Consider the following 25,978-nt stretch of genomic DNA (forward strand, 5'->3'; position numbering starts at 1 on the left):
ATTTTATATAATTAATTTATATTTAACATTACATTTCATAAAATTAATACTTGCTAGAAATTTTAAACTAAAGGAAGAATATGGCACGTTTGGTAGTTATGGGTGGTGGTGTCTCAGGACACACTGCTGCAACATTTGCAAAAAAATGGTTGGGAGATGCTCATGAGGTCGTCGTGGTCACCCCAAACTCTCTATGGAACTGGATTCCATCGAATATCTGGGTAGGTGTTGGAGAAATGAAAAAAGAGGATGTTGTCTTCCCACTTGCTCCTGTATATGCAAAAGCAGGGATTGACTATAGACAGGCAAAAGCCGTATCAATCCATCCAAATGGAAAAGAAGGTAGCGATACACCGTATATTACAATTGAATACACTGGGCAAGGAAAAGAAGGTCAGAGTGAAGAGGTAAGCTATGATTATCTTATCAATGCAACTGGACCTAAGCTCAATTTTGATGCAACTCCAGGGCTTGGTGACGGTAAAGGGGGGATCGGAGGACATACTGTTTCAGTATGTACTGCAGACCATGCTACGCATGCAAATCTTGAGCTTCAACAGATATTTGCCAAAGCAAAAGCCGGTGAAAGACAAAAAGTAGTGATCGGTACAGGTCATGGTATGTGTACATGTCAGGGTGCAGCATTTGAGTATATCTTCAACGTTGAGCACGAAGCAAACAAAGCTGGCGTAAGGGATATGGTTGATATACAATGGATCTCAAATGAGTCATTCCTGGGTGACTTCGGTATCGGTGGACTTCACATGAAACGTGGTGGCTATGCTGCAAGCTCGAGACTTTTTGCGGAATCACTTTACACGGAAAGAGGAATCCCTTGGACAATTGGTGCACATGTCAGTAAAGTAGAAGATGGAAGACTTGAGTATGAACTTCTGGATGGAAGTACGGGAGAGATGGAATTTGACTTTGCAATGCTTATCCCTCCATTTGCCGGAGTAGGTCTAAAGGCATATGATAAAGATGGTTCGGATATGACAGCTCAGATCTTTGCACCAAATGGCTTCTTGAAAGTTGATGCAGACTATACGCCAAAAGCGTATGAAGATTGGAAAGCAAGTGACTGGCCGAGAACTTATCAAAACCCAGATTTCAAAAATATCTTTGCATGTGGTATTGCATTTGCACCACCGCACCTCATTTCTAAACCGATGAGCTCACCAAACGGTACTCCAATCAACCCAACGCCTCCTAGAACTGGTATGCCATCAGGTATCATAGGAAAAGCAGTGGCTCACTCAATCACTGATCTGATCCAAAAAGGTCCGGACGCTCATTTACATGAAGCCTCAATGGCTGAAATGGGTGCAGCATGTGTAGCATCTGCAGGTAAAGGTTTGACTGACGGTACGGCAGCAGCATTGACTGTCTATCCTGTAGTACCTGACTTTGAAAAATATCCTGGACTTGGACGAGATCTGGACTATACATTCGGAGAGATTGGACTTGCTGGACACTGGATCAAACATATCCTACACCATATGTTCATCTATAAAGCAAAACTCAAGCCGGGCTGGACTTTGATCCCAGAATAAGAAGCACGAAATAAAGTATCGTTGAAAGTAGAAATACCGAATAAAATAAATTAGGAGAAAATAAATGAAACAAATTGAAGAGAGAGTAAAGCCTTACGACCAGAACTTTACTACAATGGTTCCAACAGGTTTTGTAAAATTCATGAGAACTTGTATACTTTGGCAAATTATCAGATTTATCGTTATCAACATTAAAATGCTTATTGTTGTACGTAAAAGCCACTAATATTACACACTCCTGCTTCAAAGCAGGAGTGATCATATTTTCCAACTCTTTTTAAAATCTATCTATTTAAATTAGCTTTTACAAATAGTTGAAGAGGATGCTTATGGTACAAAAACTTGTTATATATCCGGATGAACGTGTCAATATCGCATGTACTGATGTGCGTTCTTTTAATCAAACACTTTGGGATGTGATCGAAGATATCAAAGATACAATGATCAAACATAACCTAGATGCATTAGCTGCAATCCAGATTGCCTATCCATATAATATCGTACTGATCAAAGAAGCAGATGGAAGTTACAGTGAATATATTAATCCAAGGATCATAGGAAGCTATGGGAAATTTGATTCTATAGAGACTACAGCATATTACCCTGAAATCACCCAAATCGTTCCACGAGCACAAAGAATTAAGGTTATCTATGAAGACCGTCATGGCAAACCAAAATCAATTGATATTGATGATGAAAAATATGCTGCAACGTTCCAAAGAAAAGTGGATTATCTCTTTGGAGGAACATTTCTTGATAAAGTGAGTAAAGCGCATAGAGAACGTGTACTTGAAGCACTGAAAAACAATGGTCTTATACCACAAGTTGAAATCTGTCCTACTTTTTCCAAAAAAGACTATTTTGTCAGTTTCACTGACAAGCTGCTTTTTATTATGGGACTTACACTTGTTTCACCTTTTTTTAACCTCTCTAAAGAGACACTAAATACACTGTATACATTGGATAAGTTCTTGCTACCGATTATTTTTGTATTGATGATAGGATTCTTTTTCTATGCTCAGTATGAAGCAAAAAAGTACTCACAATGCAGCTCATGTCAGATAGGAAATAATATTGGAGTAATTATCAAACGATTTATTACAGGAATCGTGTTAGCCATTGGAGCATATATAATTCTGGGCTAACTTTTCTTTTTAAAGACCAGGAGAGGTAATAATCCAAAATAAGCTAATGTTCCATATGCCTGATCTATCTTTACATCTGGCTTGATCTCCAAGATAAGCTTCTTGATACTCTCTTCATCCAGATCACCCAGGTATTCACCTTCACCATGATCTTCTTTATACAGTTTAACCAATAAATGAGTATCTTTTTCTTCTTGATATATCCATATTCTCATATTAACTCCTATGTGATCTTCTCAAAAAATATTTTTAGTTAAAATACTTTATCCATTTTGAACGTATCAAAGATCTAATTACTTATATATGCACTCAAATTTATCATGACTGCAACAATCCAAACCACTATACCTGCACCTAATCTCATTGTTCCGATAGGCTGATATGCAACGTTTACATTGTATTCTTCATCCCAAGAGGTGATCCCATGATCTGTATATCTATTGTATGCAACAATCAAGGTAATCAAAGAGATAAGAGGTAGTGATAAGGCTAAACCTTTGAACCATAAGGTAAAAGTTCTTTTTAAACTTGTCATATAATCCAAATAGTCTCCATTGTTATGATGCACACTAATGCCTAATAACTTTTTACCTGGTGTTGTTCCAAAACTGGAAATTACATTTGCTTCTATAAGAAAGTAGATGATCATAACAAAAAGCATAGAAATATATTCAGGAATCTCCGACAATATTTGAATGTCTACTCCAAAGATCACGAAGAAAATTCCTATAATGATCCCTATAACAACTCCCACGATCATTGTACCGATAGTTATATCGATGACACGTGCAAAATAACGCAGCCATGCCTCTTTATTCAAGGATGATGAACTCACATTTGATTCTTCCACGATTTCCCCTTCTTTTTAAAAATATAACATTATAACTTTACTCTCTTGAAGAAACAATGCCTTGTTTTAGCTATAAAGGAGGAGGTATATCTTATGAAATAGAAATTGTGATATATGAAATTTAAAATAAAATATAGAGGAGATACAAGAGGTAAAAACCTCTTGTAAAAAAGATAATACAAAGATCGATTATCTTTTTGAGAATTGTGGAGATCTTCTCGCTTTTCTCTTACCTGGTTTCTTACGCTCAACCACTCTTGAGTCACGAGTAAGAAGACCCATAGGTTTCAAGATCGCTCTGAATGATGGTTCGAACTCAACAAGTGCTTTAGTGATACCATGTTTTACTGCATCAGCTTGCGCAGAGTAACCACCACCAAGTGTAGAAGCTTTGATGTTTATAGACTCAAGCTGTTTAGTTGCTTCAAGCGGCAATCTTACTTTCATTTTTAGAGTCTCGTGACCACCTAGCCACTGATCAAGTGTCTTACCGTTGATGCTGATTTCACCGTTACCCGGTGTCAACCATACTTTAGCGATAGCTGATTTTCTTTTTCCTGTTGCGTAGACAGTTGCCATTCTTACGCCTCCTTATTGATCTGTGCAGTGTGTGGGTGTTCAGGACCTGCATACACTTTTAGTTTTTTAAGCATTGCTCTACCAAGTGTAGTCTTTGGAAGCATACCTCTAACCGCTAGTTTATAAAGTTTTTCAGTATGGTTTTCCATCATTTCACCTAGTTTTTTGCTCTTTGTAGAACCAAAGTAACCTGAGTGAGTAAAATACTTTTTATCTTCTAATTTATTTGCACCAGAGAAGATAGCTTTTTCAGCATTGATGATTACTACATAATCACCACAATCTACATTTGGTGTAAATGATGGCTTGTGTTTACCTCTAAGAATTGAAGCTACTTCAGTTAGGATACGACCAAAAGTTTTACCTTCAGCATCGATCAAAACCCAGTCTCTTTGTACTTCATGAGGCTTTACGACTTTTGTCATTTTCATGATGTTTCCTTATTTTATTTTTCCCATGTACGGCTTCAAATGTAATGATAACCGTTTCGGTTTCAAAGCTAAAAAAGCAACTTAGTTTGCTTTCCATGCGGCTTTTCATGCTTTTTGTGGACGGATTGTATCGAGTTATTCTTAAATTTTATTTAAATTAAGTTTTATTTAAGATTATTAATGAATTTTTCTCATTTTTATTTCGTAGAGAAGAATTTGAAGCTTGCATTTAATGGCTTAATATTAACATTTTGAAGAGTTTCTATCATCAAAGGACACTAACCAATAATAACTACTAATCATTGGCTAACGTCACATTTGAAACATAAATTGCAGCAACCGGCACCCCTCTTCCCCAAGTGTTGTACTGATCTCCACTCCCTATGCACAATATAGTACCTATTTAACATAACAAAAACGTTACAATCATAATATTTTTTTAAAAAAAACTATTCTACAAACAAATAAATGGATATTTCTCAAGAATTAAAATGTAAACAGGGCTAGTCTAAATTTTATTTTCCAGTTTATACCCTATACCTTTAACAAGTTTGAGAGGAAAATCCGGTAACTTCTGTCTTAGTCTGTAAACAAGTTGTCTACGTGCCTCATCGCTCACAACTTCTCCATACCATATAGTATCCCAAAAATGCTCATAAGAAACGATTGCACCATTTGCCCTTAATAATGCTTCTAAAAAACTTTTTTCCTTTTGAGTAAGTTCTATGACTTCTTGAAATCGATAAAAAGTCTGGTGTATTGGGCAGTAACTATAAACTTCATTAATCTTCTTTCTTTTATAGTGTTCTTTTTTCTTTTCTCTCAGTACAATAAGATCAAGATGGGTAAGCAGTTCATCTTCACGGAACGGTTTGATCAAATAGCCGGAAAAATCTAATGTAGAAGCATTCTTTAGGGTCATTTGATCATTGTAAGCACTCACTAAAATGACCGATGTATGATAAGTGTTTTGGAGTATTTTACAGCACTCTATGCCGTCAATATCTCCTTCAATATTGATATCAGATATTACAAGATCAATAGGGCTTTTCTCTGCTATCTTAAGTGCCTTTTGGGCATTCTTTGCAACCCCGACAACATCATGATTGCGTCCCTGTATAGTCTCTTTCATATGCATTGCGACAATACTATCATCTTCAATAATCAAAACTTTCATTCTCATATTATATTATATGATATTACACTTCAACTTACTATAAAATAATTTCTAAAATCAGAACTTCGGTACATCCTCCATACCTTTTTCTTATACTTCTATGAGTTCTATCGCATCTTCCAGAAGGTAGAGGATCAATCCTTTTGTAGGTTTTCTCATCAATTTTGCTAAGGCTTTTTTATATCCTTGTACTTGTACGTGATGCTTCAAATCATATTTTTTAGAACTTTTATAGTCTATAACTAGACAGCTATCCTCATATTCCAACAACAAATCTACCTGTTTAAGCTCTCCATCATAAGCAAATGCTCTTTCTTTACTAACCTGTGCACCTTGCAACAACTTCTGAAAACCTTCATGAACTATAAGCATTTTAATACGCGCTTCAATTTGAACTGCATGGTGCATGTCCAACTGCTGTCCATATCTGTTCTGCATCGAGATCAGTGCTTTAGAAAGGCTTGAAAGATCAAATCTTACCATCATCTCTAATGTATAGTGCAGTGCTGATCCAAAAAGTATCGCTTGAAGATCCTTCTCTTCATCCTCTTGTTCTTTCAGTATCTCTTGCGTGCCATAATGACTCAGTCTCACTAGATGGCTCTTCTTTTCTTTTTTTTGTATATCAAATACCGGCTGTGATACTTTGATCTCACCGATCTTCATAGGAGAAACACCAACTTCATCAAAGATCGAATCCTTCTCTTTTCGGATGATGATCATCCCTTCCACTGCACGTGTAAGTGCAACATAAAGTACATTTTTTCTATCTTTTATCTCCGAGAGTTTTCTTGATGCGATCAAGCGTGCATAGTGCTCATCAAAATGATCCCTACCGCTGATCCGGTAAAGGATCTCTTCAACAGACAGGTTCTCATCATAATGAAAGATCAATGGTGACTTGTCACTGTTTGGCCGGGTGAGTTTATCCAAGACGATCACATATCCAAATTCCAATCCTTTAGAACCATGTATGGTCATGATATTAGCTCCATGTACCGAGTGTTCAGCTACACCGATTGAACTACTTTTGAACTCTTTTATAAAGGTAGGAATATCCCCGAAACTCCCTGCAAATTCCAAGAGTTTGAGGATATTTTTATCTTCTTCAAAATAGCCAAACTCCCGTACCAATCTATCAAGTATCTTAAGCGGTTGCATCAAAGGGGAATACCAGTTAAGATCTATATCATCCAGTGACTTGTTAATACGTATCATCAGTGCTTCAGCATCTATCCTATCACCGAGGTAAAGATACTCCATCATAGCAACAAGCGTAGCGATTTTTGGAAGGGTTTTTAATGAGCTTGAAGTCTTCAGTAGTGTATCTATACCTGCATATTCACATGCTTCCTGCAGTTGCTGCCCATCCTTATTGGTACTGACCAAAAAAGCGATATCATCAACATCTACACCAAGTTGGATCAGGTTTTGTGCCTGTTTAACGGCTTCATCGATCACTTCATCGGACTCTACAACTTCCACAAAGCCTTCTTTGGCTCCGGATCTGCTCTTTTGAGGTATATATCCCGTCATAGTTGGTTCAAACCATCGATTTACCTGTTCTACTACATGTCTACAGCTTCTATAGTTGGTATCCATCGGTTCAATCGTAATGCCGTAATGTTCTGCAACTTTGTCAAAAAGCTCTTCAACACCACCACGGAAACGGTAGAGTGACTGTTTGGTATCACCTACATAAAAAAAACTTTTAAATTCGCTCTGCCCCTGTCCTGCAAATATCTCATCGATCAGTGGTTTTAGCAGCAAAAACTGCAAGGTAGAAGTATCCTGGAACTCATCAAGTAAAATGTGTTTAAACTTTGCATCGATCTTAAAATACAAAAATTCACTGGAAATACTCTCATGCAGCAGTCTATAAGTAAAATAAGTGAGATCATCAAAACTCAATATACCTGAGAACTTGGCATTTGCGATCGTGGCATTTTTATAATAGTCATAAATCTTGAAAAGATTATAAAGTACCACCTGTTCTTTAGATTTTCCCCAAAGTTTAAGTGCCTCTTTTAATCGGGCATAAACCTCTTCTATCTCATTATTGATACTCTTTTTAAACCAAGAATGTTCACCCAACATTTCGTTTTCAAACAGTTTTTTACCAAAAAGCTCTTTGATACTTTGTGTCTCAAACTGCTTGATACACCTATCAGCCGATCCTGCATCCTTAAGTGCCTTCATCATCTCTAATCTCAGAGACTCACAATGCTCCTCCACACTCTGAACCGAGTGCTGAATCTTCTGTACTTCCGGCAGAAGCGGATCTACTGTATAAAATCCTTGCATTAGATCGAAAATCTTGCTAAAGCGTTTATCTTCGATGTCCATTGCAAGTTTTACCAGAGAAGAGAGCAATCCCTGAGCTTGCACTTCATTTAAGAAATGACGTTCTAATGCATCATCCCCCTGTTCTTTTGTCACAAAATCAGGTTCAAGCCCAATTTCTAGTGCTGCAGCACGTAAAATAGAAGAGAAAAAACTATCCAGTGTAACGATATGTGAAATAGATGCAAGAAACTTTGCCAAGACCTCAGGCTGTTTATCAAGCAGTTCCTCTCTGCTTAGCTCCGTCTGTTCACAGATCGCATTTAAAAATGCTTCATCTCTCTCTAAATTACGTAAAGAATCCACTACCCTCTGACGCATCTCTGAGGCTGCTTTATTGGTAAATGTCGCTGCCAGGATGGAACTTGGTGACTCCCCCATAAACAGCAAAGAGATATAACGCACAGAAAGTGCGAAGGTCTTACCGCTGCCAGCACTTGCTGAATAGGCCAAGAAAGGTTTAAAACTCATAAATACTCCCCTCTTTCACACATGAGTGCAAATTCGCAGTAGGTGCAAGTAGAGAGTTTTTCACACTTTTGGGCCACAAAGGACGTCGTCTGTTTCAGCTCTATAATATGCTCTGCCAACAGTTCATTTTTCGCTTCCAGTGACGTAATCTCTTCGATCATCCCATCCTCAAAAAGTTTGACAAATGCCAAGGAGATATTTTGGTACTTTGATTGAAGTATTTGATGATAGATACTCATTTGAAAGTCTTTCAGCGTTTCAAGATTTCTACTCTTCTGTGCCTCTGCTGTACTCCCGCTTTTATAGTCAAGTACCAATGTGCGTGTTGCATCTTGATCAATACGGTCGATACGCCCTTTAAAACGTAATCCTCCGATCTCACCCACAAACTCCTTCTCGCGTTCTACAACCTCCCATCCGGATTCAAAGTGTGTGATCTGACTGTTGATAAAACCTTTAAGTTTCTCTTTCCAAAGCAGTTTTTGATAGTTGGTTTTAGCATCATTATCTATGAGCAGCTGATCCATCAGACGGTAAAGTTTCTCCTCCATCTCTTCAGCTGTGAAATAGTGATTTTGTTCTTTGAAAAGATACTCCAGCAGCTCATGCAAAAATGCCCCTTCATTCAATTCTTCCTCTTTTTTTGCTTCTATCTTTTGGATATATCTATAGTAATACTTTCGTTTACACTCTAAAAAGGTTTTAAGCCTTGAGGCTGACCATGTGATCGCTTTTGCATCAAATGACTCGACAACAGGATCTTGCTGCTCAACAGTCTGTTTAGGTTCATTATAAAGCAGCTCAAGAGATGCCTCCGATTCGCTAAATTGTTGCAGACCCAGTTCATAAAGAAATTTTGAAGGCAATCTGTTCTCACTGCTACAGTAGATAATCACCGCCTCTTTTGATTGTTCCAGCAATCGCTTATAATACTGTTTTTGCAATGATTCCCTATCACTTCGTGTGGGTAATCCTGAAAAAGCCCTGACACTTGAATTTAAAAACTGATCCTTGCTGGAACTGGCGGGTACAATGCCCTCGTTGAAATCTACGATCACCACACCATCAAAGCTTACACCTCTGGTCTCAAGTACTCCCATGACTGTCACCTTGCCACCCCGTACATCGTCAATCGTTATTTTGCTAAGTGCCTTCATCCATATATAAAGCCACTCTTTAAACCGCAACTGTTCTTCATGAAATGTATGTATAAACTGTAAATACTTTTCATAGACCCTTTCATTAGACGGTGATTCTTTATTCTCCTCATCACCTAAACGTATATCAAGTAAACCAAGTTCATCCAATACCTGAGCGAACTGTATAACATTACATACTCCAGAGGGGATAGTTTCTGTTACTTTTTCTAGATCGACTCCGTACTTCTGCAGTAAATATCTATCATCTTTTTCAAAACTTCCAAGATAACGTGAAAGTACCTCTAAAGATTTATAGACTCTTCCATCACTATAATCATATCCCATTGCAAAGTTAAGATTATTCAATTTGTCATAAATAGACAAATAGGCTTTGAAACTTTCATCAGGCAATATCATTACCATCTTTTCTGGATCTATACCCTTTTGAACCAATACCTCGATCTTCTCAAAAGCCAGTGCAACCTGTTCACTTCGCTCACCCACCTTGAAAGTGTTTACATTGATCTTAGCAGTATTCGTGACAGATTTCAGGATACTTTTGGATGAAAAATCTATCGAAACTTCAGCATTTTCAGGAAACACTATATCATACTCTGCAAAGCGCTCCAGCATTTTCTTGTTAAATCTACTGGTATTGTAGTGAATGATCAATTGTATATTTTGAGATACCTTTTGAAGCAGTTCAAGTTCAAAGCGGCTCAAATATCCCTCCAGATGAATCTCTATCTTTTGATAGTTTTGTATAAAACCTTCATTGATCTCATAGGCAGCAGGGATAAATGCTTTATCAGTCAATCCTCTTGCCAGAAGAATCTTGTGATAATTTTCCAAAAGCTGTTCAAGAATATCCAGGTGGGCATCAAACTCAGCATAAGCATCGGCTTCACGCAGTCTGTTAAATCCGATGCCTTCAGCTGCCAACTCTTCATAAAATTTGAAGATTGCATCAGACCTTGTAAAAAAACGAATGAGCTCCAGATCGAAATTGAGTCCTTCAAACGCTTCAAATTTTGCTGCTTCTCTCAAAAAAAGAATACGCTGAAGTGCATCAACCTGTGTCTTACCATCAAGCAAAATCAGTCGATTTTCAAACTCATCCATACGCATTAATGTAGGTAAAAAACCCTCTTCTTGTTTGAATGCGGTACTGACTTCTCTAAGAGCTCTGGAAGTAGGATAGACATGCAGTTCACTACGGCTTAACATGATATATTTCGCTTCTGTTGTATTATCATTCTAATCATAGAGGGTAGTATATCACAGCCGTTGTAAGTTTAGGCATTATATCCCATATTGACAATCTTACTAATAATTTGGCTAATAGTGCCTTTTGGATATAATCTTAAGATTTAAAAGTAGGAAGGATAAAAATGGCGGAGCTTCAAAATGCAGCACTGATACAAAAATACAATATTCCGGGCCCAAGATACACTTCGTATCCAACTGTTCCGTTCTGGGATAAAGAGGGAATATCTATACATAACTGGGAAGAAACAGTTAAGCGTTCATTTGATGAGAGTAATAAGGTTGAGGGTATTAGCCTTTATATTCACCTTCCTTATTGTGAAAATCTATGTACTTTTTGTGCTTGCCATAAACATATCACTGTACAGCATTCTGTTGAAGATCCTTATATTGACGCACTCCTAGCAGAATGGAAACTTTATATTGATCTTTTAGGAGATACTCCGATTATCCGTGAAATACATCTTGGAGGCGGTACACCGACATTTTTCTCTGCAGAGAACCTTAAGCGTCTTATTGATGGTATCTTCGTATATGCAAAGCGTCCTGAAAGTTATGACTATAGCTTTGAAGCCCACCCGAATAATACCACTGAAGAACAGCTTCAAACACTGTATGATCTAGGATTCAGACGTACCAGTTTCGGTATTCAGGATTATGATCCGACAGTGCAGCAAGCGATCAACCGTATACAGAGTTTTGAAGATGTAGAGAAGATCCACAATATGGCAAAAAAAATAGGCTATGAGTCTATTTCCCATGATATTATTTTTGGTCTTCCACACCAGAATAAAGAAAATATTAAAACAACGATTGCAAATACTGTAAAACTCATGCCAGATCGTATCGCTTACTACAGCTATGCACATGTGCCATGGATCAAAGGAGTTGGACAACGAGGTTTTGATGAGAGTGATCTACCGAAAGACGAGTACAAAAGGGAACTCTATGAACTGGGGAAACAGCTCTTCTTTGATGCAGGCTACGAAGAGATCGGGATGGATCACTTTTCACTGCCTACGGATAAACTCTATAAAGCGATGAAAAACCATACACTTCATAGAAACTTTATGGGATATACTGCAGGAAAAACACAGTTGATGATAGGACTGGGAATGTCTTCAATCTCAGATAGTTGGTATAGCTTCGCGCAAAACGAAAAACGTGTTGAAGACTATATCAAACGTGTCAATGAAGGCAAACTACCTGTCTTTAGAGGACACCTTCTTACAAAAGAGGATCTCATCGTACGTAAACATATCCTAAACTTGATGTGTAACCTTGAAACCTCATGGACTGATGAAAGTATGAAACTGGATAAGATGCCGGAAATACTTGATCGTCTCAAAGAGATGGAAGATGATGATCTCATCGAGATCTATGAAGACAGACTTGTAGTCAAAGAGTCCAGTCGTATGTTCGTAAGAAATGTCTGCATGGCATTTGATTTAAGATTAGTGGCTGACCAGCCGGAAAAAAGAATCTTTTCTATGACGATCTAAATCGTCATAGATGACTATCTCAGATATGCCGGAATCTCTGAATAACCTATAGCATCGCCTACTTTTGCACGAAGCTGTAATGTATACCTTCCCGGCTTTGTGATATTGATATCTTTTATAATATATTCACCACTACCATAAGGTACCGAGTCAACTACAAAATCATCTGCTCTAGTATGAGGTCTGGTCAATAAAAATGAAACGTTTGCATCAGACACTACGCTCCCGTTATTCTTAATAACCATATAAGTAAACTCATTAAGACCCTTAGAAAGCTTTACAGGGTCCATCTGTACCTTATTAGAGTTTACGTTGTCAGGCACTTCCATTGTTTCTTTACCAATCAGTTCAATCATATACTCTTTATCAAATGCTATCTTTTTTTCCATGATATCATTAATATTCATATCTGCCGATTGATACTTCATCATATAGTCATTTGACTCTTGAACTGGCATATTTGATGCTGTCTTTACCGTCCAATACCCGAGTGTAATACCTAGGAAAAAGAAACCGAGTATCATATGCGGCCAGTAGGTTTTCTCTTTATTGTTTGCCATTTTTTATCCTCATAATTAGCGGTCTAAGTAAGAATATCCAAAAGACAAAAATAGAACCCGTATAGACAAATATTTTGAGAATATTAATAACAAAACTTGTATCATCAGGAATCGTTGTAGTCATTTTAACACCCATTGATTTACCAATCTGATCAGCTAACTCTGAGTATCCCTGGAGTACCCCGATATTGTGCTTATCCTCATCACTGTTTTGATCTTTTGCAGCAACCACATCGATAGCAGCATCTCTTACTTCATCATAATCATACAATTTTTTTACTTCACTTGAGGAAGCGATAAAACCAACTCTACCTTTTTGTCTGGACTCATTTGTAATCACTGCATAGGGTGCAAAAATGAACAGGACGTATGGCTTGCTCATGTTATCTTCATACTTCTTGCTATACTCCACCAGATTATATCGTTCAGGAAACGGTTCATTGGTTGCAACTACATACGCATTAATACCTGTTTTTGCTGATAACTCAGTCCCCATCTTTTCAATGTTAGTTGAAACTTCGGGTTTTAAAATATTATTATAGAGTATGTGTGTAGCGTTAAGAAGTAGTGGAAGTAACAAAGCAAGCAAGGTTACCCTTACTTGTGCTTTGCTCATATAATTATCCTATATATAGGTGGTTAGGTGTAACAACCGCCCAAAGAGTAATAATAGCAGTGATTATCATACCTACAGTTAATACTTTATCCATAATAGTAATCATCATTTATCCTTTTACTATTTAGCATCTTGGAATGCATGTTGTGCATTCTCTTTGCTGATCTTTTTAACATTATCCAAACTACCTGTAATTGGAGCTGGATTATATGCATTAGTAGCATTTGCATTCTGTACTTTGATTGCATTGAATGTCAAGAAAACAAGAATTGAAAGCAATAGTACTGTTGCGATCAACATTCCTGAAATACCATTTAGACCAAATACGCCTCTACTTGTATTTTCTGCCATGCTTACTCCTTATTGTACCAAAGACTGTAGATAAACAGTCAATGCTTTTTCTTGTACAGGTGTGATCATTGTTTTAAATGATGGCATTTTACCGATCATACCTTTTTTACCGTTAGTAAGAACATTATGAACCAATGTATCATCATAACCAGCAATATTTGGTGCCATACCCATGTTACCTTTTCCATCAGCTCCATGACATGCTACACATGCAGCGAACATTGCCGGTGCTTCACCTTTCATACCACCTGATACATACTCAGCAATCGCTTCCGCATCTGCACCACTTGCCATACCTGCTGGCATTGCACCCATTGGATAACCAAGTTGGTTCTGACCGTTGTTGATCACATTAAGTACTTGTTCTTTACTCATTCTTGCAGTAAAGTCATGTGCTTTTCCATTCATACCGTCACCAGTGATACCGTGACATGGTGCACATTGTACCAAGAAGATAGATTTACCCATTGCATTTAATGTTGCTTGATCAGGATCTTTATGCATCTCTTCATATTTAGACTGATACTTCTTAACCTCTTGATTGTACTCACCGATTTGACTGTACGCATTTACAGGGAATCCCCATAGGAAGTACCATACAGCCCAGATCAATAGACCAAGGAAAGAGTATGCCCAACCAGCTGGTAGTTCATTTTTATACTCACCGATTCCATCCCAGTTATCCTCTGCAAGTTCACCACCAGCAGTATCAGTCTTCATCTGAGAAACATATTTTGCAGATACACCAAATGCAAGTACTGCAATTGCCACTGCACCAAGTAAAGTCAATTGGTTGATCGGGTCATCCAAGTTAACATTCATCTGCTTTACAACTACCATCGTTACTACGATTAGTACTGCTGCAAAAGCTAATGCTTTAACGACTAACGAATTCATTTGTTTTGCTCCTTCTTTTCACTCTGAGCTTGGGAAATTTCATCTACAGGTTTGCTATCGATCTCATCATCGATAGCAATATTCCCGTATTTTTCATAATCCTTCTCGCCCTTCTTTTCACTTCTATACAGGTGAATAATATACCCATACAACATCACTACCAAAAAAATGGTCATAAAGAAACTGGCATAGCCTTGAAGTTCTCTGATGTCCATTTTATCTGCTTACTTTAGTTTATTAAGATATGCGATCAATGCAACGATTTCAGGTACTTCTCCTGCTTCTACAGCAGCTTTAACACCTGGATCTTTCATATCATCAGCAATCGCTTTTGCTTCAGCAAGCACTTTTGGTTTATGTGCTTCCCACGCCTCTTTTGAAGGTTGGAACTCATCACCATATGGTGTTCCAAATACATTCTTCACTGTTACTGCTTCAGCATATGCTGTTTCAATATCAGCAATATTTGTGAACTGATGCTTGTATGCAGGCATAATTGAACCTGGAACAACAGCAGTTGGCTCCCACATGTGGTTTTCATGCCAGTCTGTTGAACGATAGTTTCCTACACGGTGAAGATCCGGACCGGTTCTTTTTGATCCCCAAAGGAATGGTCTGTCGTATGCATATTCTCCAGATAGTGAATACTGACCATATCTGTCAGTTTCAGACTTAAATGGACGAATAAGCTGTGAGTGACAAGCAATACAGTTGTCTTTTTTATACACTTCTTTACCTGCAAGCTCAAGAACAGTATAAGGCTTAAGCCCTACAACTGGTCTTGATGCTTCAGCAAAGTTAGGCACGATCTCGATAAGACCTGCAAACGCGATAACTACAAAAACTCCTACCGCAAAGAAGAACGGATTTTTTTCTAACCAGTGAAACATAATAACCTACCTCCTTATGCTGCCATAGGGCTTCTGAATTGTGGTTCTTCTTCCAATCTCTTAGAAGCAGTGATCGTCATATACATGTTATATGCGAACATTAAGAACCCGACTAAATACATCAATCCCGCAACTGCTCTGATTGTATAATATGGGTGAAGTACTGTAACAGTATCGATGAATGAATACATCAAGTTACCATACTCATCAACCGCTCTCCACATCATACCTTGTGTAATTCCTGCAACCCACATAGATGTAAAGTACAGAACAACCGCTGTTGTTTGAAGCCAGAATTGTGCTTCCATCAACTTCTTAGAGAAGATCTCTCTTTTGAATATTCTTGGTGCCATGTGGAAGAGAGCAGCCATAATCATGAATGTAACCCAACCAAGTACACCATCGTGAACATGTCCAGGAATCCAGTCAGTGAAGTGCGCAATTGCGTTTACTGATTTGATCGCTTGGATCGGTCCTTCAAGTGTTGAAAGCATATAGAATGTTGATGCAAGTACCATAAATTTGATCAGCGGGTTCTCAGTTAATTGATTCCACTCACCTTTCATAGTAAGTAGCATGTTGATCGCTGAACCCCATGATGGAAGGATAAGTACTACAGAGAATACTGAACCCATTGTCTGCATCCAGTCTGGTACTGTTGACCAAAGTAGGTGGTGTGAACCAGCCCAAAGGTATACGAACATCAATCCCCAGAAAGAAAGAAGTGACAGTTTATATGAGTAAACTGCTTGACCAGACTCTTTTGGAAGGAAGTAGTAGATCATAGCAACGATAGGCACAGTAAATCCAAATGCAACAGCATTATGACCGAACCACCATTGTACAAGTGCGTCATTTGTTCCAGCATACATAGATACTGAGTGCATAATGTTACCAAGACCACCAGCTGCAAAATATGTAGGAACTGCCATGTTGTTAAATAGATAAAGCATAGCGATACCAAGGAAACAAGCGATGTAATACCACATAGAGATATAAAGTGCTTTTTCTCTTCTTATGCCGATGAGACCAAACATTGCAACTCCCCATAGTACCCAGATAAGTACTACAACAATGTCAATTGGCCATTCAAATACTGCATACTCTTTTGACTGAGTAATACCAAGTAGAAGTGTTATAACTGCTGTTAATGCTCCTACAAAGTAAAGCCAAAAGTGAATCTTTGCAATTGCCATAATAAATGGTGACTCTGCAATTGATACTTTCAGTACTCTTTGTCCAACGTAATAAAAAGTAGCCCAGATACCACTTAAAGTGAAACCATAAATAACTATATTAGTGTGAAGTGGTCTAAGTCTTGAGAACGTACCATACTCACCCAATAGGTAGTTAAGTTCTGGAAATGCTAACTGTGATGCGATAAGCGTACCAATCAACATACCTAAAAATCCAAACAAAATTGTCGTATAAGTAAACAACCTTGCTACGGAATAATCGTATTCCAATGCTGCGTTTGACTGCATGCATACCCCCTTGTAAAAAAATCTTATGTTGTGAAATGACAACATTCAACATCAATTATAGTGTTAAATTAATGTTAAATTACTTAAAAGTTATACATTAAATTTATTATGATACAAAACGTCACACATTCCCAATATATGGGCTCTTGTGAGGATTTAATAGGAGTAAAAAACTCTGAATTATTGGGGTATTTTATGCCGAAGCTTTATAGGAGTGGAATACTCCTATTTTTTAACTATCAAATCTAAATTGATAGTATTAAGCTTTGCCTTTTGCGGATTGTATTGAGTGGATATATTGATAATTGATCTGAATACTTTGTTCTTTTGGAAGATTATTTGAGAGTCTTTCTACCATACCTTCAAAATCACTAAATAGATAGTTTGCCATTGAGCCTGGGATAGGATTGATCTCATTAAGATATACTTCTCCCTCTATGACAAAGAAATCACAACGGATGATTGCCCCTTTAAAAAGTGGGTCATAAATCTTTTTGAATGTATCTTTTATCTTTGATTCAAGTAATTCATCAATATCTGCTGCCAATACTTGTGAATCACGAGAAAAATCCATATACTTCTTCTCAAAATCCAAAAACTCTTCTTTATGCGGTTCTTCTACGATAGAAAGTTCCCAGTCACGCGTGTAAGTACCGGCCTGATTATACTCTTTCACACCATCGATAAACGGTTCAATGATCACATCCGTATCAAACTCAAATGCTACATCCAGTGCATAGTCAAGCTCTTCATCATTCTTAACGATACTGACACCGATACTAGAACCAAGACGTACAGGCTTAACAATCACTGGATATTCCATCGTTAGTTTTCTCTCTTCATTTTTAGAAAGGTACTGATATGATAATGTCTTAACACCAAGACTTTCTGCAAGAAACTTCGTATAGAGTTTATTGAAGCTAAGTACAGAAGCTTCTATACGAGGAGAGATAAACGGTATTTTATAGAATTCCATCAGTGATGCGATCTTGCCGTCTTCACCGTCTCTTCCATGGATCAAGTTAAGCAGTGTATCAAATACGATCTCTTTTGAACCAAAAATTCCTTCTATATTAAATGCACCGTTCTTTAAAACAAGTTTTTTTGATTTCTTGTATGCACCGGAACTAAAAAAGTTTGATTTCATTTTATCTGATTCTATCAGATAAAATTGACGTTCTGCATCCACAAAGATAAAAGAGAGTTCAGTGTTTTTGAACACCTTTTTCATCGTGATAGCAGAGACGATACTGATCTCATGCTCAAAACTTGAGCCCCCAAAGAGTATAGCTAGTTTCATTCACACTATCCTAACATATCTGCAAATTCTTGGAACACATAAGCACTCTCATGTGGACCAGGGCTTGCTTCAGGGTGATGCTGTACTGACATGATAGGCGCATCCTTATATTTAACCCCTTCGATTGTGTTGTCAAAAAGGTTAATATGTGTGATCTCTGCTACTTCAGTGATATTGTCAGGTACATTATAGTTGTGGTTTTGCGCAGTGATCTCCACTGAACCGGTTTGAAGGTTCTTAACCGGGTGGTTACCCCCGTGTTGTCCAAACTGCAGTTTATATGTATCATATCCATGTGAAATAGAAAGAAGCTGGTGTCCCAGACAAATACCGAACATTGGTACTTTCGCTGCGATCATATCTCTGATCTTCTCTTGTTCATCTTTAAGGATAAGAGGGTCTCCCGGTCCGTTTGAAAGGAATACACCATCAATCTCTTTTGCTTCGAATTTTGCAATGATCTCTGAAGACGGCATACTGTTTGGTACTACAGTCACTTCCATCCCAGCATGAGTCAATTCATTGAGAATATTACGTTTAATACCAAAATCCAATGCAATAATTTTTTTGCTGGTATTAGGCTTTGCATAGTCAAACTGTAAGATATCATAACGTGCTTGATTATGTACATAAGGCTCTTTGGTACTTACCTGTTCAATATAGTTTATCTCTTCAATACGAGGCGAGTTCTCTAACACTTTTTTAAGTTCTTCTTTGTCATGGATCTCAGTTGAAGCCACCATCATCATCGCACCCTCATCCCTGAGTATTTTGGTGATATATCTTGTATCGATATCTGTGATTCCAAGTACACCATGTTTTTTAAGAAGTGCTGCAAGTGTTTCCTCACATCTGAAGCTTGATGGTCTATCTTGGTAGCTACGTACGATTACACCTTTACAGTGGGCTTTAGTACTCTCCATATCTTGAGCATTACATCCCACGTTACCGATCTCAGGCATTGTAAATGTCACAAACTGTCCTGCATAAGAAGGGTCGGTAGCAATCTCCTGATAACCTGTCATTGAAGTGTTAAATACACATTCACCGACACTTGTTCCATCACTTCCAAAACTCTTTGCTTCAAGAAAGAGCCCATTTTCAAAATAGAGTGAAACTTTGTTCATTATAGCATTCCTCTTTTAGATAGTTCTTCCTGATACAATCTCTCATAGAGCAATTCATACTCTTGCGAACCCGGTATCACCTCTTTTTTCATCTTTTTGATCTTATTGTAAACAATGTCATCGATCTCTTCATAAGCGTTTGCAAACTCTTTAAATGACTTGAAGATCACATTTTTAATCTGGTTTTCATTGACATCATACTCTGCAAGGTAGTTCTCATATAGTTCATCCAAGATAACATGAGCCAGATCATTATATCTATCGTCATAGTTCATGATCACTCCGTACTCAGGAGCCAGTTTCTTTTTGATCATAAAGAAAAGTTGTCTTTCATCAGCATGCTGAAACTCAATCTCTTCATCGTTCTCCGACAAAATAGACTTTACCTTTTCATCCAATGCACGTTCTTTAGCAAGGTTCTCATCGATGATCTTTTTTGCAGCCGCGACTACAGCTTCTCTACCTTTTGGCAAAGTTACAAAAGGAGCATTGGCAAGGTCGATACCGATCTTTGTAGCTACATATCCCGTCTGTTGTGGTTTAAGTCTCATACTACTCCTTTATTATCTTATAATTGTATCATCTCTTTCTGGACTTGTCGAGATGATACCGATCTTTGTGCCGATCATTGCTTCAAGTGCAGCGATATACGACTGTGCTGTTTCAGGAAGCTCTTCAAAGCTTCTTACACCCTCTGTCTTTTCCCAACCCGGGAATGTTTGATAGACAGGTTTTGCATCTTCAAGATCATACGGTACATAATCAATCTGTTCACCTTCTACTTCATAAGCCACACATACTTTGATCTCTTTAAATCCGTCAAGTACATCCAGCTTCATCAATGCGACTTGGTCTGCACCGTTCACACGCACTGCATGACGCATTGCCACAGCATCGAACCATCCACATCTTCTTGGTCGTCCTGTCGTTGTACCAAATTCATGCCCGTTCTTTCTGAGAATATCACCATCCTCTCCAAGATCCTCACTTGGGAATGGACCGTTTCCTACTCTGGTACAATATGCTTTTGCTATCCCGGTTACTTTACCTATATCTTTTGGATTGAGTCCAAGACCGGAACAAGCCCCTGCACTTACCGTTGTCGATGATGTAACATACGGATAGGTACCATGGTCTATATCAAGCATCGTTCCTTGTGCACCTTCGAGTAATACTTTTTTATTCTGATCAAGGATCTCCCAAACCATCTTTGTCGTATCAACAATATATTTTCCAAGTACTTCTTTATACTCGTTCAATTCAGCAAGTAAAGTATCTTTGTTTGGTGCTTCTACTTCCATTGCGTCAAATACCGGTTTGTTCATCTCAAAAAACGCAATGATCTTATCAGCAAGTTTTTCAGGGTGGTGCAATTCACCTAGTCTATGACCTACTCGTGCAATCTTATCTCCATAAGCAGGTCCGATACCCTTTCCTGTAGTACCTATTGCTTTATCACCTTTCATGCGCTCTCTGGCCTGATCGATCATTGCATGGTAAGGGAACAATACATGTGCTTTATCTGAAAGGAAAAGACGACCTTCAAGGTTGTCAAACTGGCTCATCTCCTTGATAAAATCTTTAGGAGAAATTACAACACCGTTTCCTACGATATTTTTTGCATTTGGATTAAGTACTCCTGACGGGATCAAGTGAAGTGCATACTTCTTACCATCCAGTACGATCGTGTGTCCTGCATTATGACCCCCTGCAAAACGACATACATAATCATGTGTCTGTGCCATATGGTCAACGATCTTACCTTTACCTTCATCTCCCCACTGGAGACCTACGATCAAATCTGCTTTACTACTCACTTACTTCCCTTTACTTATTTTACTTGCGATACATTCATCGGTAAAGAGCGCAAATCCTGCTGCCTCTACACCGTCAATACTATATGTACCACCTGTTGCGATCAACGCATTGTCTTCAAACATTCTAAATGTCAACGAATCATAGTATCTCATCTTCGCATAAAAAAGCGGAGAGATTACAACTTTTGCATACTCGATACTGGAAGCTGCTTCTTTAATCATTTGCAGCTCTTCTTTGATATCCTGAGGGAAAACACTCAGATCATTCAGGTCCTCTACTCTATGGACTTTTACCAATTGTTCGATCCATGGCAGTTTGGCTTTCATGATCTGCTCTATATGCATCGACTTAAGCACTTCAAGGCTCACTCCGTACTTTTCATTGAGAAGATGCGGGATACGGATATTTGAGATCTGCATGATAGGCGTCTCATCCAATTTTTGTAAAAGTGTTGCTGTTGTCTGGGCAACTTCTACAAAGTTCCCGTTGATAATCTCTGCACCGATCTGATACTGCTCTTTCGTTGCGAAAGTAACGATTGGCTGAATGTAAAACCATTTTTTAGACTCGGTACTGCGTCCCAATCTTTTAGTAACAATGCGCACTACATCTGTTGTAGAATCAGCACGCAGTGTCACTTCGTTGTTACTTGCATCATTGAGACGTACCAAAGGCGTCATCTCATCAAACGCATCATGCTGGTGATAAGAAAAGAGCGGTGTAACGATCTCTTCAAACCCTAGCGACTCCAATGTTTGACTTGCAGTAGCTTCGATCTGACGTTTGATCTTTGCACTGCTGCCAAAATAGAGACGGCTCCCGCTTGGTATCTCATGTTCAAATATCATAGTTTCTACGCCTTAAAGTAGGTTTGGTTGAACACACGGCTTGCCGTACCGTCAAACGGACGTCTACCGAGTTCATCAAGTGCCAACTCGATACTGTTCACGACCCATGCAGACTCATAAACAGGGATCAATCCCATCTGGTTGATACGGAAAATTTTTCCCTTGAGGTGATCCTGCCCGCCTGCCATGTTGACACCGTATTTTGTCTTAAGCAGCTTTCTGATCGGCTCAGCATCTTCATCAAAAACAGTACTCATTGAGAGAGCCGGAGTTTGAGGATACATTTCAAAACCGATCGCTTCCAGTGCAGCCTGTGTTGCTTTTGCTCTTTTTGCAGTAGCTTCAAACAATGCATCCAGACCCTCTTTATCGATCTCATCAAAAATTGCATTAAGACCGATGATCAGTGTCGTTGCTGCAGTATATGCTGTAGTGTTTTGCTGCTGCTTTTTGATCTCGCTAGCAAGGTTAAAGTAATAGTCTTTCCCTTTACCGATCTTCTCTACTGCTGCACTGCTCAAACCGATCATTGCAAGCCCAGGAGGAAGCATCAATGCTTTTTGGCTACCTGTTACCAATGCATCGATATTTGTCACTTCAATAGGCTCAACACCAACTGCTGTGATCCCGTCAGCTACTACCATGATCGCAGGATTCACTGATTTAATGTACGCTGCAATTTCTTCAACCGGGTGACGAAGTCCCCCAGCACTCTCACTGACTTGAACAAAGAATGCATCAATATCAGGATTGGCTGCCAATGCTTCTTTGACATCTTCAATTTTTGCAGGTGTATCCCACTCGTATTTTAGCTCTACAAGTTCTTTACCCATGCTCTCAACAATCTTGCCAAAACGCTCACCGAATTTTCCGGCATTGATTGTCAACGCTTTTTTCTCACACAAGTTAACTACACATGCTTGCATTGCACCTGTACCTGTACTTGCTAACATCACACATTCATCCATACCATAAAGCTTTAGCAGACGCTCTCTGGCCTCTTTGAAGATCGCTTCAAATTCAGGAGTTCTGTGGTGTAGTGTAGGCGTAGCCATCGCTTGACGTACTGATTCTGGTACCGGTGTCGGTCCTGGAGTAAAAAGTAGCATAATAATCCTCATAAAAACCGCTTTAATAACGGCATAATTGGTTGCGATTATAGCTAAAATGAGGTTAGAAGATGTTTTTGAAATTTACTGTAAATTGATTTTTACCTTCATGATAAGTATATTCAAGCCCCATATTGTGCATATTGAGCACTTCCTTGACAATGTATAATCCCAATCCAAAACCTGCAGTTTCACTGCTTTTTTTATCTGAAAAAGGTTCCAAATATGCACTAAATTCCCCTTTTAAAGCTTCACCCTCACTGATAAAAGAAAGGGCGTCATCTTCATAATGAATCATCAGATTTTGTCCATATTTTAAAGCATTATCGATCAGGTTTTTAAATACGATACTCATCGATGCAAAGTCTGCAAATATTGTTTGGTCTGTGACATTTGTCCGGATTGTTTGATCTAAATATAAAAGGTCTTTTGCTTCATCGATAAGATCGATGATACGTACTTCTTTTTTGGATAACACATAGTTCTCCGAAGTGATCTGTTCAACCTGTGCCAATTCTTTGAGTAAAGAAGCAAGCCTTGAAAAGATCGCATCCAGCATCGTTTTGGTTTTGGGATCTTCAACGATCTCTGTAAGAATTTTTCCTTTGGTTACCGGTGTGTTAAGCTCATGAAAAAGATTGCGTATAAAGAGTGTACGAGAGTCGGAAAGTCTTTGGATTTTGGAAACTGATTTATAAAATGCATTGGAAACCTGGGATATCTCATCATTTTTATCTGAAAAAACGTACTTCTTTAATGTGCCTTCACCATAGCGCTCGATATCCTTTTGAAGTGTTTTTAACGGTACAAGGGTTTTCCTCAACAAAATATACATGCTGATCAACAAAACAATCGTGCCGATCATTACTAATAACGGTATAAAAAAACGCTCCCAATAGGTCCGATCATCTCTAAGTAGGAAATTGATATGATGATTTTCAAGGTAGAGATATAAATGATCTTGATAACGTATAACTCTTCCTCTTTTTAAATGCTCCTTAGTCTGTTTCAGAAATCTAGAGCTTTGTCTAAGGATCTTCTCTTTCTCTTTACCTTTGATAAGCGTGAGATCGAGCTCTTCAAAGAGTTGTAGAGGGGATTGCTGTGTCATTTTATACTCATGCATGATAATCCTGCCCTTGAACAGTAAATCGTTGTTATCTTTTTTGGCAAAATGTATTATAAAAGAACTTCCTGCAATCACTGTCGCCATCAAAGCGATCATAAAAAGAATATTTAATTTAAAAAATACAGAATGCTGATTCATTTACTGTCCAATATATTTATAACCTACACCCCGTATAGACTTGATGTATTTAGGATTTCTGGTATCATCACCGATCTTTTGACGGATCCTGCTGATGATTACATCAATACTTCTGTCACTGCTCTGCCATTTGACTGCATTGATACTGTTGATGATAAATTCACGACTCACTACCTGGTGTTTTTTCTCCAATAAGAGTGAAAATATCTCATACTCTGCAAGGGTGAGATCCAGTACTTTACCTTCCTGCAAAATCTGCATCTTCACTCTATCGACCCTAAACTCTTCATCATTTAAATTAAAAGAGAATCTATCATAACGCTTGATCATCGCCTGTATTCTGGCAACAAGCTCCCTGGGTTCATAGGGTTTGGCAATATAATCATCCGCCCCGACATCAAATGCCACGACTTTATCACTTACATCGGCACGCGCTGTTGAAATGATCACAGGGAGATTGGGATGATCTGCTTTGATGTGTTTGCACAGTTCCAAACCATCCATCTCGGGTAATCCCAGATCAAGCAGCACCAAATCATATTGTTCGATCTTTAACTTCTCAAGTGCCACGGTAGGTAAAGAAACTGAAAATACATCGATACCGTACTTGGCAAGATATTCTTCCAAAAGTTCGGTGATCTGTACATCATCCTCTACCATCAAAATACGTGACATCTCTCTTCCTAACTATTGCTTTTAGATAATTGTATCCATTTTTCTCTTTGCTCGGGAGTGAGGATATTGAAGATCTTCTCCATTCTTTCTGCTCTTTTTTCCAGCACAAGTTCACGGCGTTTTTCTCTCATTTCCTCCCTTTGCTGCATTCTTTCTTTCATAGCAGTTTTATAGGCATTTTTATCAAACTTCTCTGCTGACATAAATCTGCTTAGATCAGTTCTATTCTGTTTCATTGCCCTTTTTTCTTTTAGCGCTGCTCTATTAGCTTTTCTCTCTTCTCTTTGAGACTCTCTGAATGTCTGCAGCTGTTCTTTTTGTGCCTGCGTGAGATCTAGCTGCTGTATCGCTTTATAAATTTCACTTCTCTCTTTATAATGCTTACCTATAGAATCTTTACATGGATTCATACCTGGTCCTGTTGCCATAAGTGCACTGCTCAGACCAACTGTTGCTATGATTGCGATAACTGTTTTTTTCATTGTCTATCCTTTATAAAAGTGTACTATCTCTCATTCTTGAGATACTACAATCATAAAACAGTTATGTAAATTTTTTGTCAATGCTTTGTGAACGAATG

Annotated in this window: 27 protein-coding genes; 4 read left to right on the forward strand and 23 right to left on the reverse strand. The window is 38.2% G+C overall.

The features are described from left to right. The first annotated feature begins 80 nt into the window (after positions 1-80). The 3 genes from PGH07_RS08880 to PGH07_RS08890 all read left to right on the forward strand — a co-directional run bounded on the left by PGH07_RS08880 (position 81) and on the right by PGH07_RS08890 (position 2,698). Positions 81-1,553, forward strand: coding sequence for an NAD(P)/FAD-dependent oxidoreductase (locus tag PGH07_RS08880; protein WP_289414089.1), 1,473 nt, complete (start codon positions 81-83; stop codon positions 1,551-1,553). A gap of 64 nt (positions 1,554-1,617) precedes the next feature. Then, entirely contained in the window at positions 1,618-1,779 is a 162-nt protein-coding gene (locus PGH07_RS08885) for a hypothetical protein (protein ID WP_289414091.1), read from the forward strand. A 103-nt stretch (positions 1,780-1,882) separates the two neighbouring features. After that, a complete protein-coding gene (locus PGH07_RS08890; protein ID WP_289414093.1) occupies positions 1,883-2,698 on the forward strand; it encodes a peptide deformylase in 816 nt (271 codons plus the stop codon). On the opposite strand, the gene PGH07_RS08895 is transcribed toward PGH07_RS08890, so the two are convergent. From PGH07_RS08895 to PGH07_RS08925, 7 genes are all read right to left on the reverse strand, one after another. Next, positions 2,695-2,913, reverse strand: coding sequence for a hypothetical protein (locus tag PGH07_RS08895; RefSeq protein WP_289414094.1), 219 nt, complete (start codon positions 2,911-2,913; stop codon positions 2,695-2,697). The two genes, PGH07_RS08890 and PGH07_RS08895, sit on opposite strands and share 4 nt — an antisense overlap. A 74-nt stretch (positions 2,914-2,987) precedes the next feature. Further along, positions 2,988-3,548, reverse strand: a complete 561-nt coding sequence (locus tag PGH07_RS08900; protein WP_289414095.1) for an RDD family protein — start codon at positions 3,546-3,548, stop codon at positions 2,988-2,990. 189 nt (positions 3,549-3,737) lie between these two features. Then, positions 3,738-4,127, reverse strand: a complete 390-nt coding sequence (gene rpsI / locus PGH07_RS08905) for a 30S ribosomal protein S9 (protein ID WP_289414097.1) — start codon at positions 4,125-4,127, stop codon at positions 3,738-3,740. A 2-nt stretch (positions 4,128-4,129) separates the two neighbouring features. Next, entirely contained in the window at positions 4,130-4,552 is a 423-nt protein-coding gene (gene rplM / locus PGH07_RS08910) for a 50S ribosomal protein L13 (protein ID WP_289414262.1), read from the reverse strand. A 514-nt stretch (positions 4,553-5,066) separates the two neighbouring features. Beyond that, positions 5,067-5,735: a response regulator gene (locus PGH07_RS08915; RefSeq protein WP_289414098.1), complete on the reverse strand. Its 669-nt coding sequence runs from the start codon at positions 5,733-5,735 to the stop codon at positions 5,067-5,069. Between the two features lie 90 nt (positions 5,736-5,825). Further along, positions 5,826-8,549 carry a RecB-like helicase gene (locus PGH07_RS08920; protein WP_289414099.1) on the reverse strand — a complete coding sequence of 908 codons (2,724 nt, stop codon included), beginning with the start codon at positions 8,547-8,549 and terminating at the stop codon, positions 5,826-5,828. After that, positions 8,546-10,915 (reverse strand): PD-(D/E)XK nuclease family protein, encoded by a 2,370-nt coding sequence (locus PGH07_RS08925; RefSeq protein ID WP_289414100.1) that lies wholly within the window; start codon positions 10,913-10,915, stop codon positions 8,546-8,548. The genes PGH07_RS08920 and PGH07_RS08925 overlap by 4 nt, the downstream gene beginning before the upstream one ends. Positions 10,916-11,079: 164 nt before the next feature. Here PGH07_RS08925 and hemN point away from each other — a divergent pair, with 164 nt between their 5' ends. Then, positions 11,080-12,456, forward strand: a complete 1,377-nt coding sequence (hemN, locus tag PGH07_RS08930) for an oxygen-independent coproporphyrinogen III oxidase (RefSeq protein ID WP_289414101.1) — start codon at positions 11,080-11,082, stop codon at positions 12,454-12,456. Positions 12,457-12,470: 14 nt separating this feature from the next. Here the strand turns inward: hemN and PGH07_RS08935 are convergent, their stop codons facing one another. The 16 genes from PGH07_RS08935 to PGH07_RS09010 all read right to left on the reverse strand — a co-directional run bounded on the left by PGH07_RS08935 (position 12,471) and on the right by PGH07_RS09010 (position 25,880). Continuing rightward, positions 12,471-13,016, reverse strand: coding sequence for a FixH family protein (locus tag PGH07_RS08935; protein ID WP_289414102.1), 546 nt, complete (start codon positions 13,014-13,016; stop codon positions 12,471-12,473). Beyond that, a complete protein-coding gene (locus tag PGH07_RS08940; RefSeq protein WP_289414103.1) occupies positions 13,003-13,632 on the reverse strand; it encodes a hypothetical protein in 630 nt (209 codons plus the stop codon). The genes PGH07_RS08935 and PGH07_RS08940 overlap by 14 nt, the downstream gene beginning before the upstream one ends. A gap of 120 nt (positions 13,633-13,752) precedes the next feature. Then, on the reverse strand, positions 13,753-13,983 hold the full coding sequence (locus tag PGH07_RS08945; RefSeq protein WP_289414104.1) for a DUF4006 family protein: 231 nt from the start codon (positions 13,981-13,983) through the stop codon (positions 13,753-13,755). Between the two features lie 9 nt (positions 13,984-13,992). Further along, entirely contained in the window at positions 13,993-14,880 is an 888-nt protein-coding gene (locus PGH07_RS08950) for a c-type cytochrome (protein WP_289414105.1), read from the reverse strand. Next, positions 14,877-15,095 (reverse strand): cytochrome c oxidase, cbb3-type, CcoQ subunit, encoded by a 219-nt coding sequence (locus tag PGH07_RS08955; protein ID WP_289414106.1) that lies wholly within the window; start codon positions 15,093-15,095, stop codon positions 14,877-14,879. Before PGH07_RS08955 ends, PGH07_RS08950 begins: the two co-directional genes overlap by 4 nt. Before the next feature lie 9 nt (positions 15,096-15,104). Beyond that, positions 15,105-15,770: a cytochrome-c oxidase, cbb3-type subunit II gene (gene ccoO, locus PGH07_RS08960; protein ID WP_289414107.1), complete on the reverse strand. Its 666-nt coding sequence runs from the start codon at positions 15,768-15,770 to the stop codon at positions 15,105-15,107. Positions 15,771-15,784: 14 nt separating this feature from the next. Further along, on the reverse strand, positions 15,785-17,254 hold the full coding sequence (gene ccoN, locus PGH07_RS08965) for a cytochrome-c oxidase, cbb3-type subunit I (RefSeq protein ID WP_289414108.1): 1,470 nt from the start codon (positions 17,252-17,254) through the stop codon (positions 15,785-15,787). A gap of 259 nt (positions 17,255-17,513) precedes the next feature. After that, entirely contained in the window at positions 17,514-18,554 is a 1,041-nt protein-coding gene (locus PGH07_RS08970) for a D-alanine--D-alanine ligase (protein ID WP_289414109.1), read from the reverse strand. Between the two features lie 5 nt (positions 18,555-18,559). Further along, positions 18,560-19,681 (reverse strand): glutamine-hydrolyzing carbamoyl-phosphate synthase small subunit, encoded by a 1,122-nt coding sequence (gene carA, locus PGH07_RS08975; protein ID WP_289414110.1) that lies wholly within the window; start codon positions 19,679-19,681, stop codon positions 18,560-18,562. Further along, positions 19,681-20,232: a DUF507 family protein gene (locus PGH07_RS08980; RefSeq protein WP_289414111.1), complete on the reverse strand. Its 552-nt coding sequence runs from the start codon at positions 20,230-20,232 to the stop codon at positions 19,681-19,683. Before PGH07_RS08980 ends, carA begins: the two co-directional genes overlap by 1 nt. A gap of 12 nt (positions 20,233-20,244) precedes the next feature. After that, positions 20,245-21,498, reverse strand: coding sequence for an adenylosuccinate synthase (locus PGH07_RS08985; protein ID WP_289414112.1), 1,254 nt, complete (start codon positions 21,496-21,498; stop codon positions 20,245-20,247). Then, entirely contained in the window at positions 21,499-22,347 is an 849-nt protein-coding gene (locus PGH07_RS08990) for an ATP phosphoribosyltransferase regulatory subunit (RefSeq protein ID WP_289414113.1), read from the reverse strand. Positions 22,348-22,352: 5 nt separating this feature from the next. Next, positions 22,353-23,456, reverse strand: coding sequence for a pyridoxal-phosphate-dependent aminotransferase family protein (locus tag PGH07_RS08995; RefSeq protein ID WP_289414114.1), 1,104 nt, complete (start codon positions 23,454-23,456; stop codon positions 22,353-22,355). Positions 23,457-23,520: 64 nt separating this feature from the next. After that, the gene (locus PGH07_RS09000; RefSeq protein WP_289414115.1) at positions 23,521-24,723 is read right to left on the reverse strand and encodes an ArsS family sensor histidine kinase; all 1,203 of its coding nucleotides are present in this window, start codon (positions 24,721-24,723) and stop codon (positions 23,521-23,523) included. Next, a complete protein-coding gene (locus tag PGH07_RS09005) occupies positions 24,724-25,398 on the reverse strand; it encodes a response regulator transcription factor (RefSeq protein ID WP_289414116.1) in 675 nt (224 codons plus the stop codon). A gap of 8 nt (positions 25,399-25,406) precedes the next feature. Beyond that, positions 25,407-25,880, reverse strand: a complete 474-nt coding sequence (locus PGH07_RS09010; RefSeq protein ID WP_289414117.1) for a Spy/CpxP family protein refolding chaperone — start codon at positions 25,878-25,880, stop codon at positions 25,407-25,409. Positions 25,881-25,978: the final 98 nt, after the last annotated feature.

It is taken from the genome of Sulfurovum zhangzhouensis (assembly GCF_030347965.1).
GTDB lineage: Bacteria > Campylobacterota > Campylobacteria > Campylobacterales > Sulfurovaceae > Sulfurovum > Sulfurovum zhangzhouensis.

What these genes read in the sequence shown, in the direction of transcription:
- carA (WP_289414110.1), bottom strand. Translation starts at nt 19,681, where the DNA reads ATGAACAAAGTTTCACTCTATTTTGAAAATGGGCTCTTTCTTGAAGCA.
- PGH07_RS09010 (WP_289414117.1), bottom strand. Translation starts at nt 25,880, where the DNA reads ATGAAAAAAACAGTTATCGCAATCATAGCAACAGTTGGTCTGAGCAGT.
- PGH07_RS09000 (WP_289414115.1), bottom strand. Translation starts at nt 24,723, where the DNA reads ATGAATCAGCATTCTGTATTTTTTAAATTAAATATTCTTTTTATGATC.
- PGH07_RS08995 (WP_289414114.1), bottom strand. Translation starts at nt 23,456, where the DNA reads ATGCTACTTTTTACTCCAGGACCGACACCGGTACCAGAATCAGTACGT.
- PGH07_RS08955 (WP_289414106.1), bottom strand. Translation starts at nt 15,095, where the DNA reads ATGGACATCAGAGAACTTCAAGGCTATGCCAGTTTCTTTATGACCATT.
- rplM (WP_289414262.1), bottom strand. Translation starts at nt 4,552, where the DNA reads ATGACAAAAGTCGTAAAGCCTCATGAAGTACAAAGAGACTGGGTTTTG.
- PGH07_RS08945 (WP_289414104.1), bottom strand. Translation starts at nt 13,983, where the DNA reads ATGGCAGAAAATACAAGTAGAGGCGTATTTGGTCTAAATGGTATTTCA.
- hemN (WP_289414101.1), top strand. Translation starts at nt 11,080, where the DNA reads ATGGCGGAGCTTCAAAATGCAGCACTGATACAAAAATACAATATTCCG.
- PGH07_RS08890 (WP_289414093.1), top strand. Translation starts at nt 1,883, where the DNA reads ATGGTACAAAAACTTGTTATATATCCGGATGAACGTGTCAATATCGCA.
- PGH07_RS08990 (WP_289414113.1), bottom strand. Translation starts at nt 22,347, where the DNA reads ATGATATTTGAACATGAGATACCAAGCGGGAGCCGTCTCTATTTTGGC.
- PGH07_RS08980 (WP_289414111.1), bottom strand. Translation starts at nt 20,232, where the DNA reads ATGAGACTTAAACCACAACAGACGGGATATGTAGCTACAAAGATCGGT.
- PGH07_RS08970 (WP_289414109.1), bottom strand. Translation starts at nt 18,554, where the DNA reads ATGAAACTAGCTATACTCTTTGGGGGCTCAAGTTTTGAGCATGAGATC.
- PGH07_RS08935 (WP_289414102.1), bottom strand. Translation starts at nt 13,016, where the DNA reads ATGGCAAACAATAAAGAGAAAACCTACTGGCCGCATATGATACTCGGT.
- PGH07_RS08885 (WP_289414091.1), top strand. Translation starts at nt 1,618, where the DNA reads ATGAAACAAATTGAAGAGAGAGTAAAGCCTTACGACCAGAACTTTACT.
- rpsI (WP_289414097.1), bottom strand. Translation starts at nt 4,127, where the DNA reads ATGGCAACTGTCTACGCAACAGGAAAAAGAAAATCAGCTATCGCTAAA.
- PGH07_RS08920 (WP_289414099.1), bottom strand. Translation starts at nt 8,549, where the DNA reads ATGAGTTTTAAACCTTTCTTGGCCTATTCAGCAAGTGCTGGCAGCGGT.
- PGH07_RS08915 (WP_289414098.1), bottom strand. Translation starts at nt 5,735, where the DNA reads ATGAAAGTTTTGATTATTGAAGATGATAGTATTGTCGCAATGCATATG.
- PGH07_RS08895 (WP_289414094.1), bottom strand. Translation starts at nt 2,913, where the DNA reads ATGAGAATATGGATATATCAAGAAGAAAAAGATACTCATTTATTGGTT.
- ccoN (WP_289414108.1), bottom strand. Translation starts at nt 17,254, where the DNA reads ATGCAGTCAAACGCAGCATTGGAATACGATTATTCCGTAGCAAGGTTG.
- ccoO (WP_289414107.1), bottom strand. Translation starts at nt 15,770, where the DNA reads ATGTTTCACTGGTTAGAAAAAAATCCGTTCTTCTTTGCGGTAGGAGTT.
- PGH07_RS08925 (WP_289414100.1), bottom strand. Translation starts at nt 10,915, where the DNA reads ATGTTAAGCCGTAGTGAACTGCATGTCTATCCTACTTCCAGAGCTCTT.
- PGH07_RS08940 (WP_289414103.1), bottom strand. Translation starts at nt 13,632, where the DNA reads ATGAGCAAAGCACAAGTAAGGGTAACCTTGCTTGCTTTGTTACTTCCA.
- PGH07_RS08950 (WP_289414105.1), bottom strand. Translation starts at nt 14,880, where the DNA reads ATGAATTCGTTAGTCGTTAAAGCATTAGCTTTTGCAGCAGTACTAATC.
- PGH07_RS09005 (WP_289414116.1), bottom strand. Translation starts at nt 25,398, where the DNA reads ATGTCACGTATTTTGATGGTAGAGGATGATGTACAGATCACCGAACTT.
- PGH07_RS08880 (WP_289414089.1), top strand. Translation starts at nt 81, where the DNA reads ATGGCACGTTTGGTAGTTATGGGTGGTGGTGTCTCAGGACACACTGCT.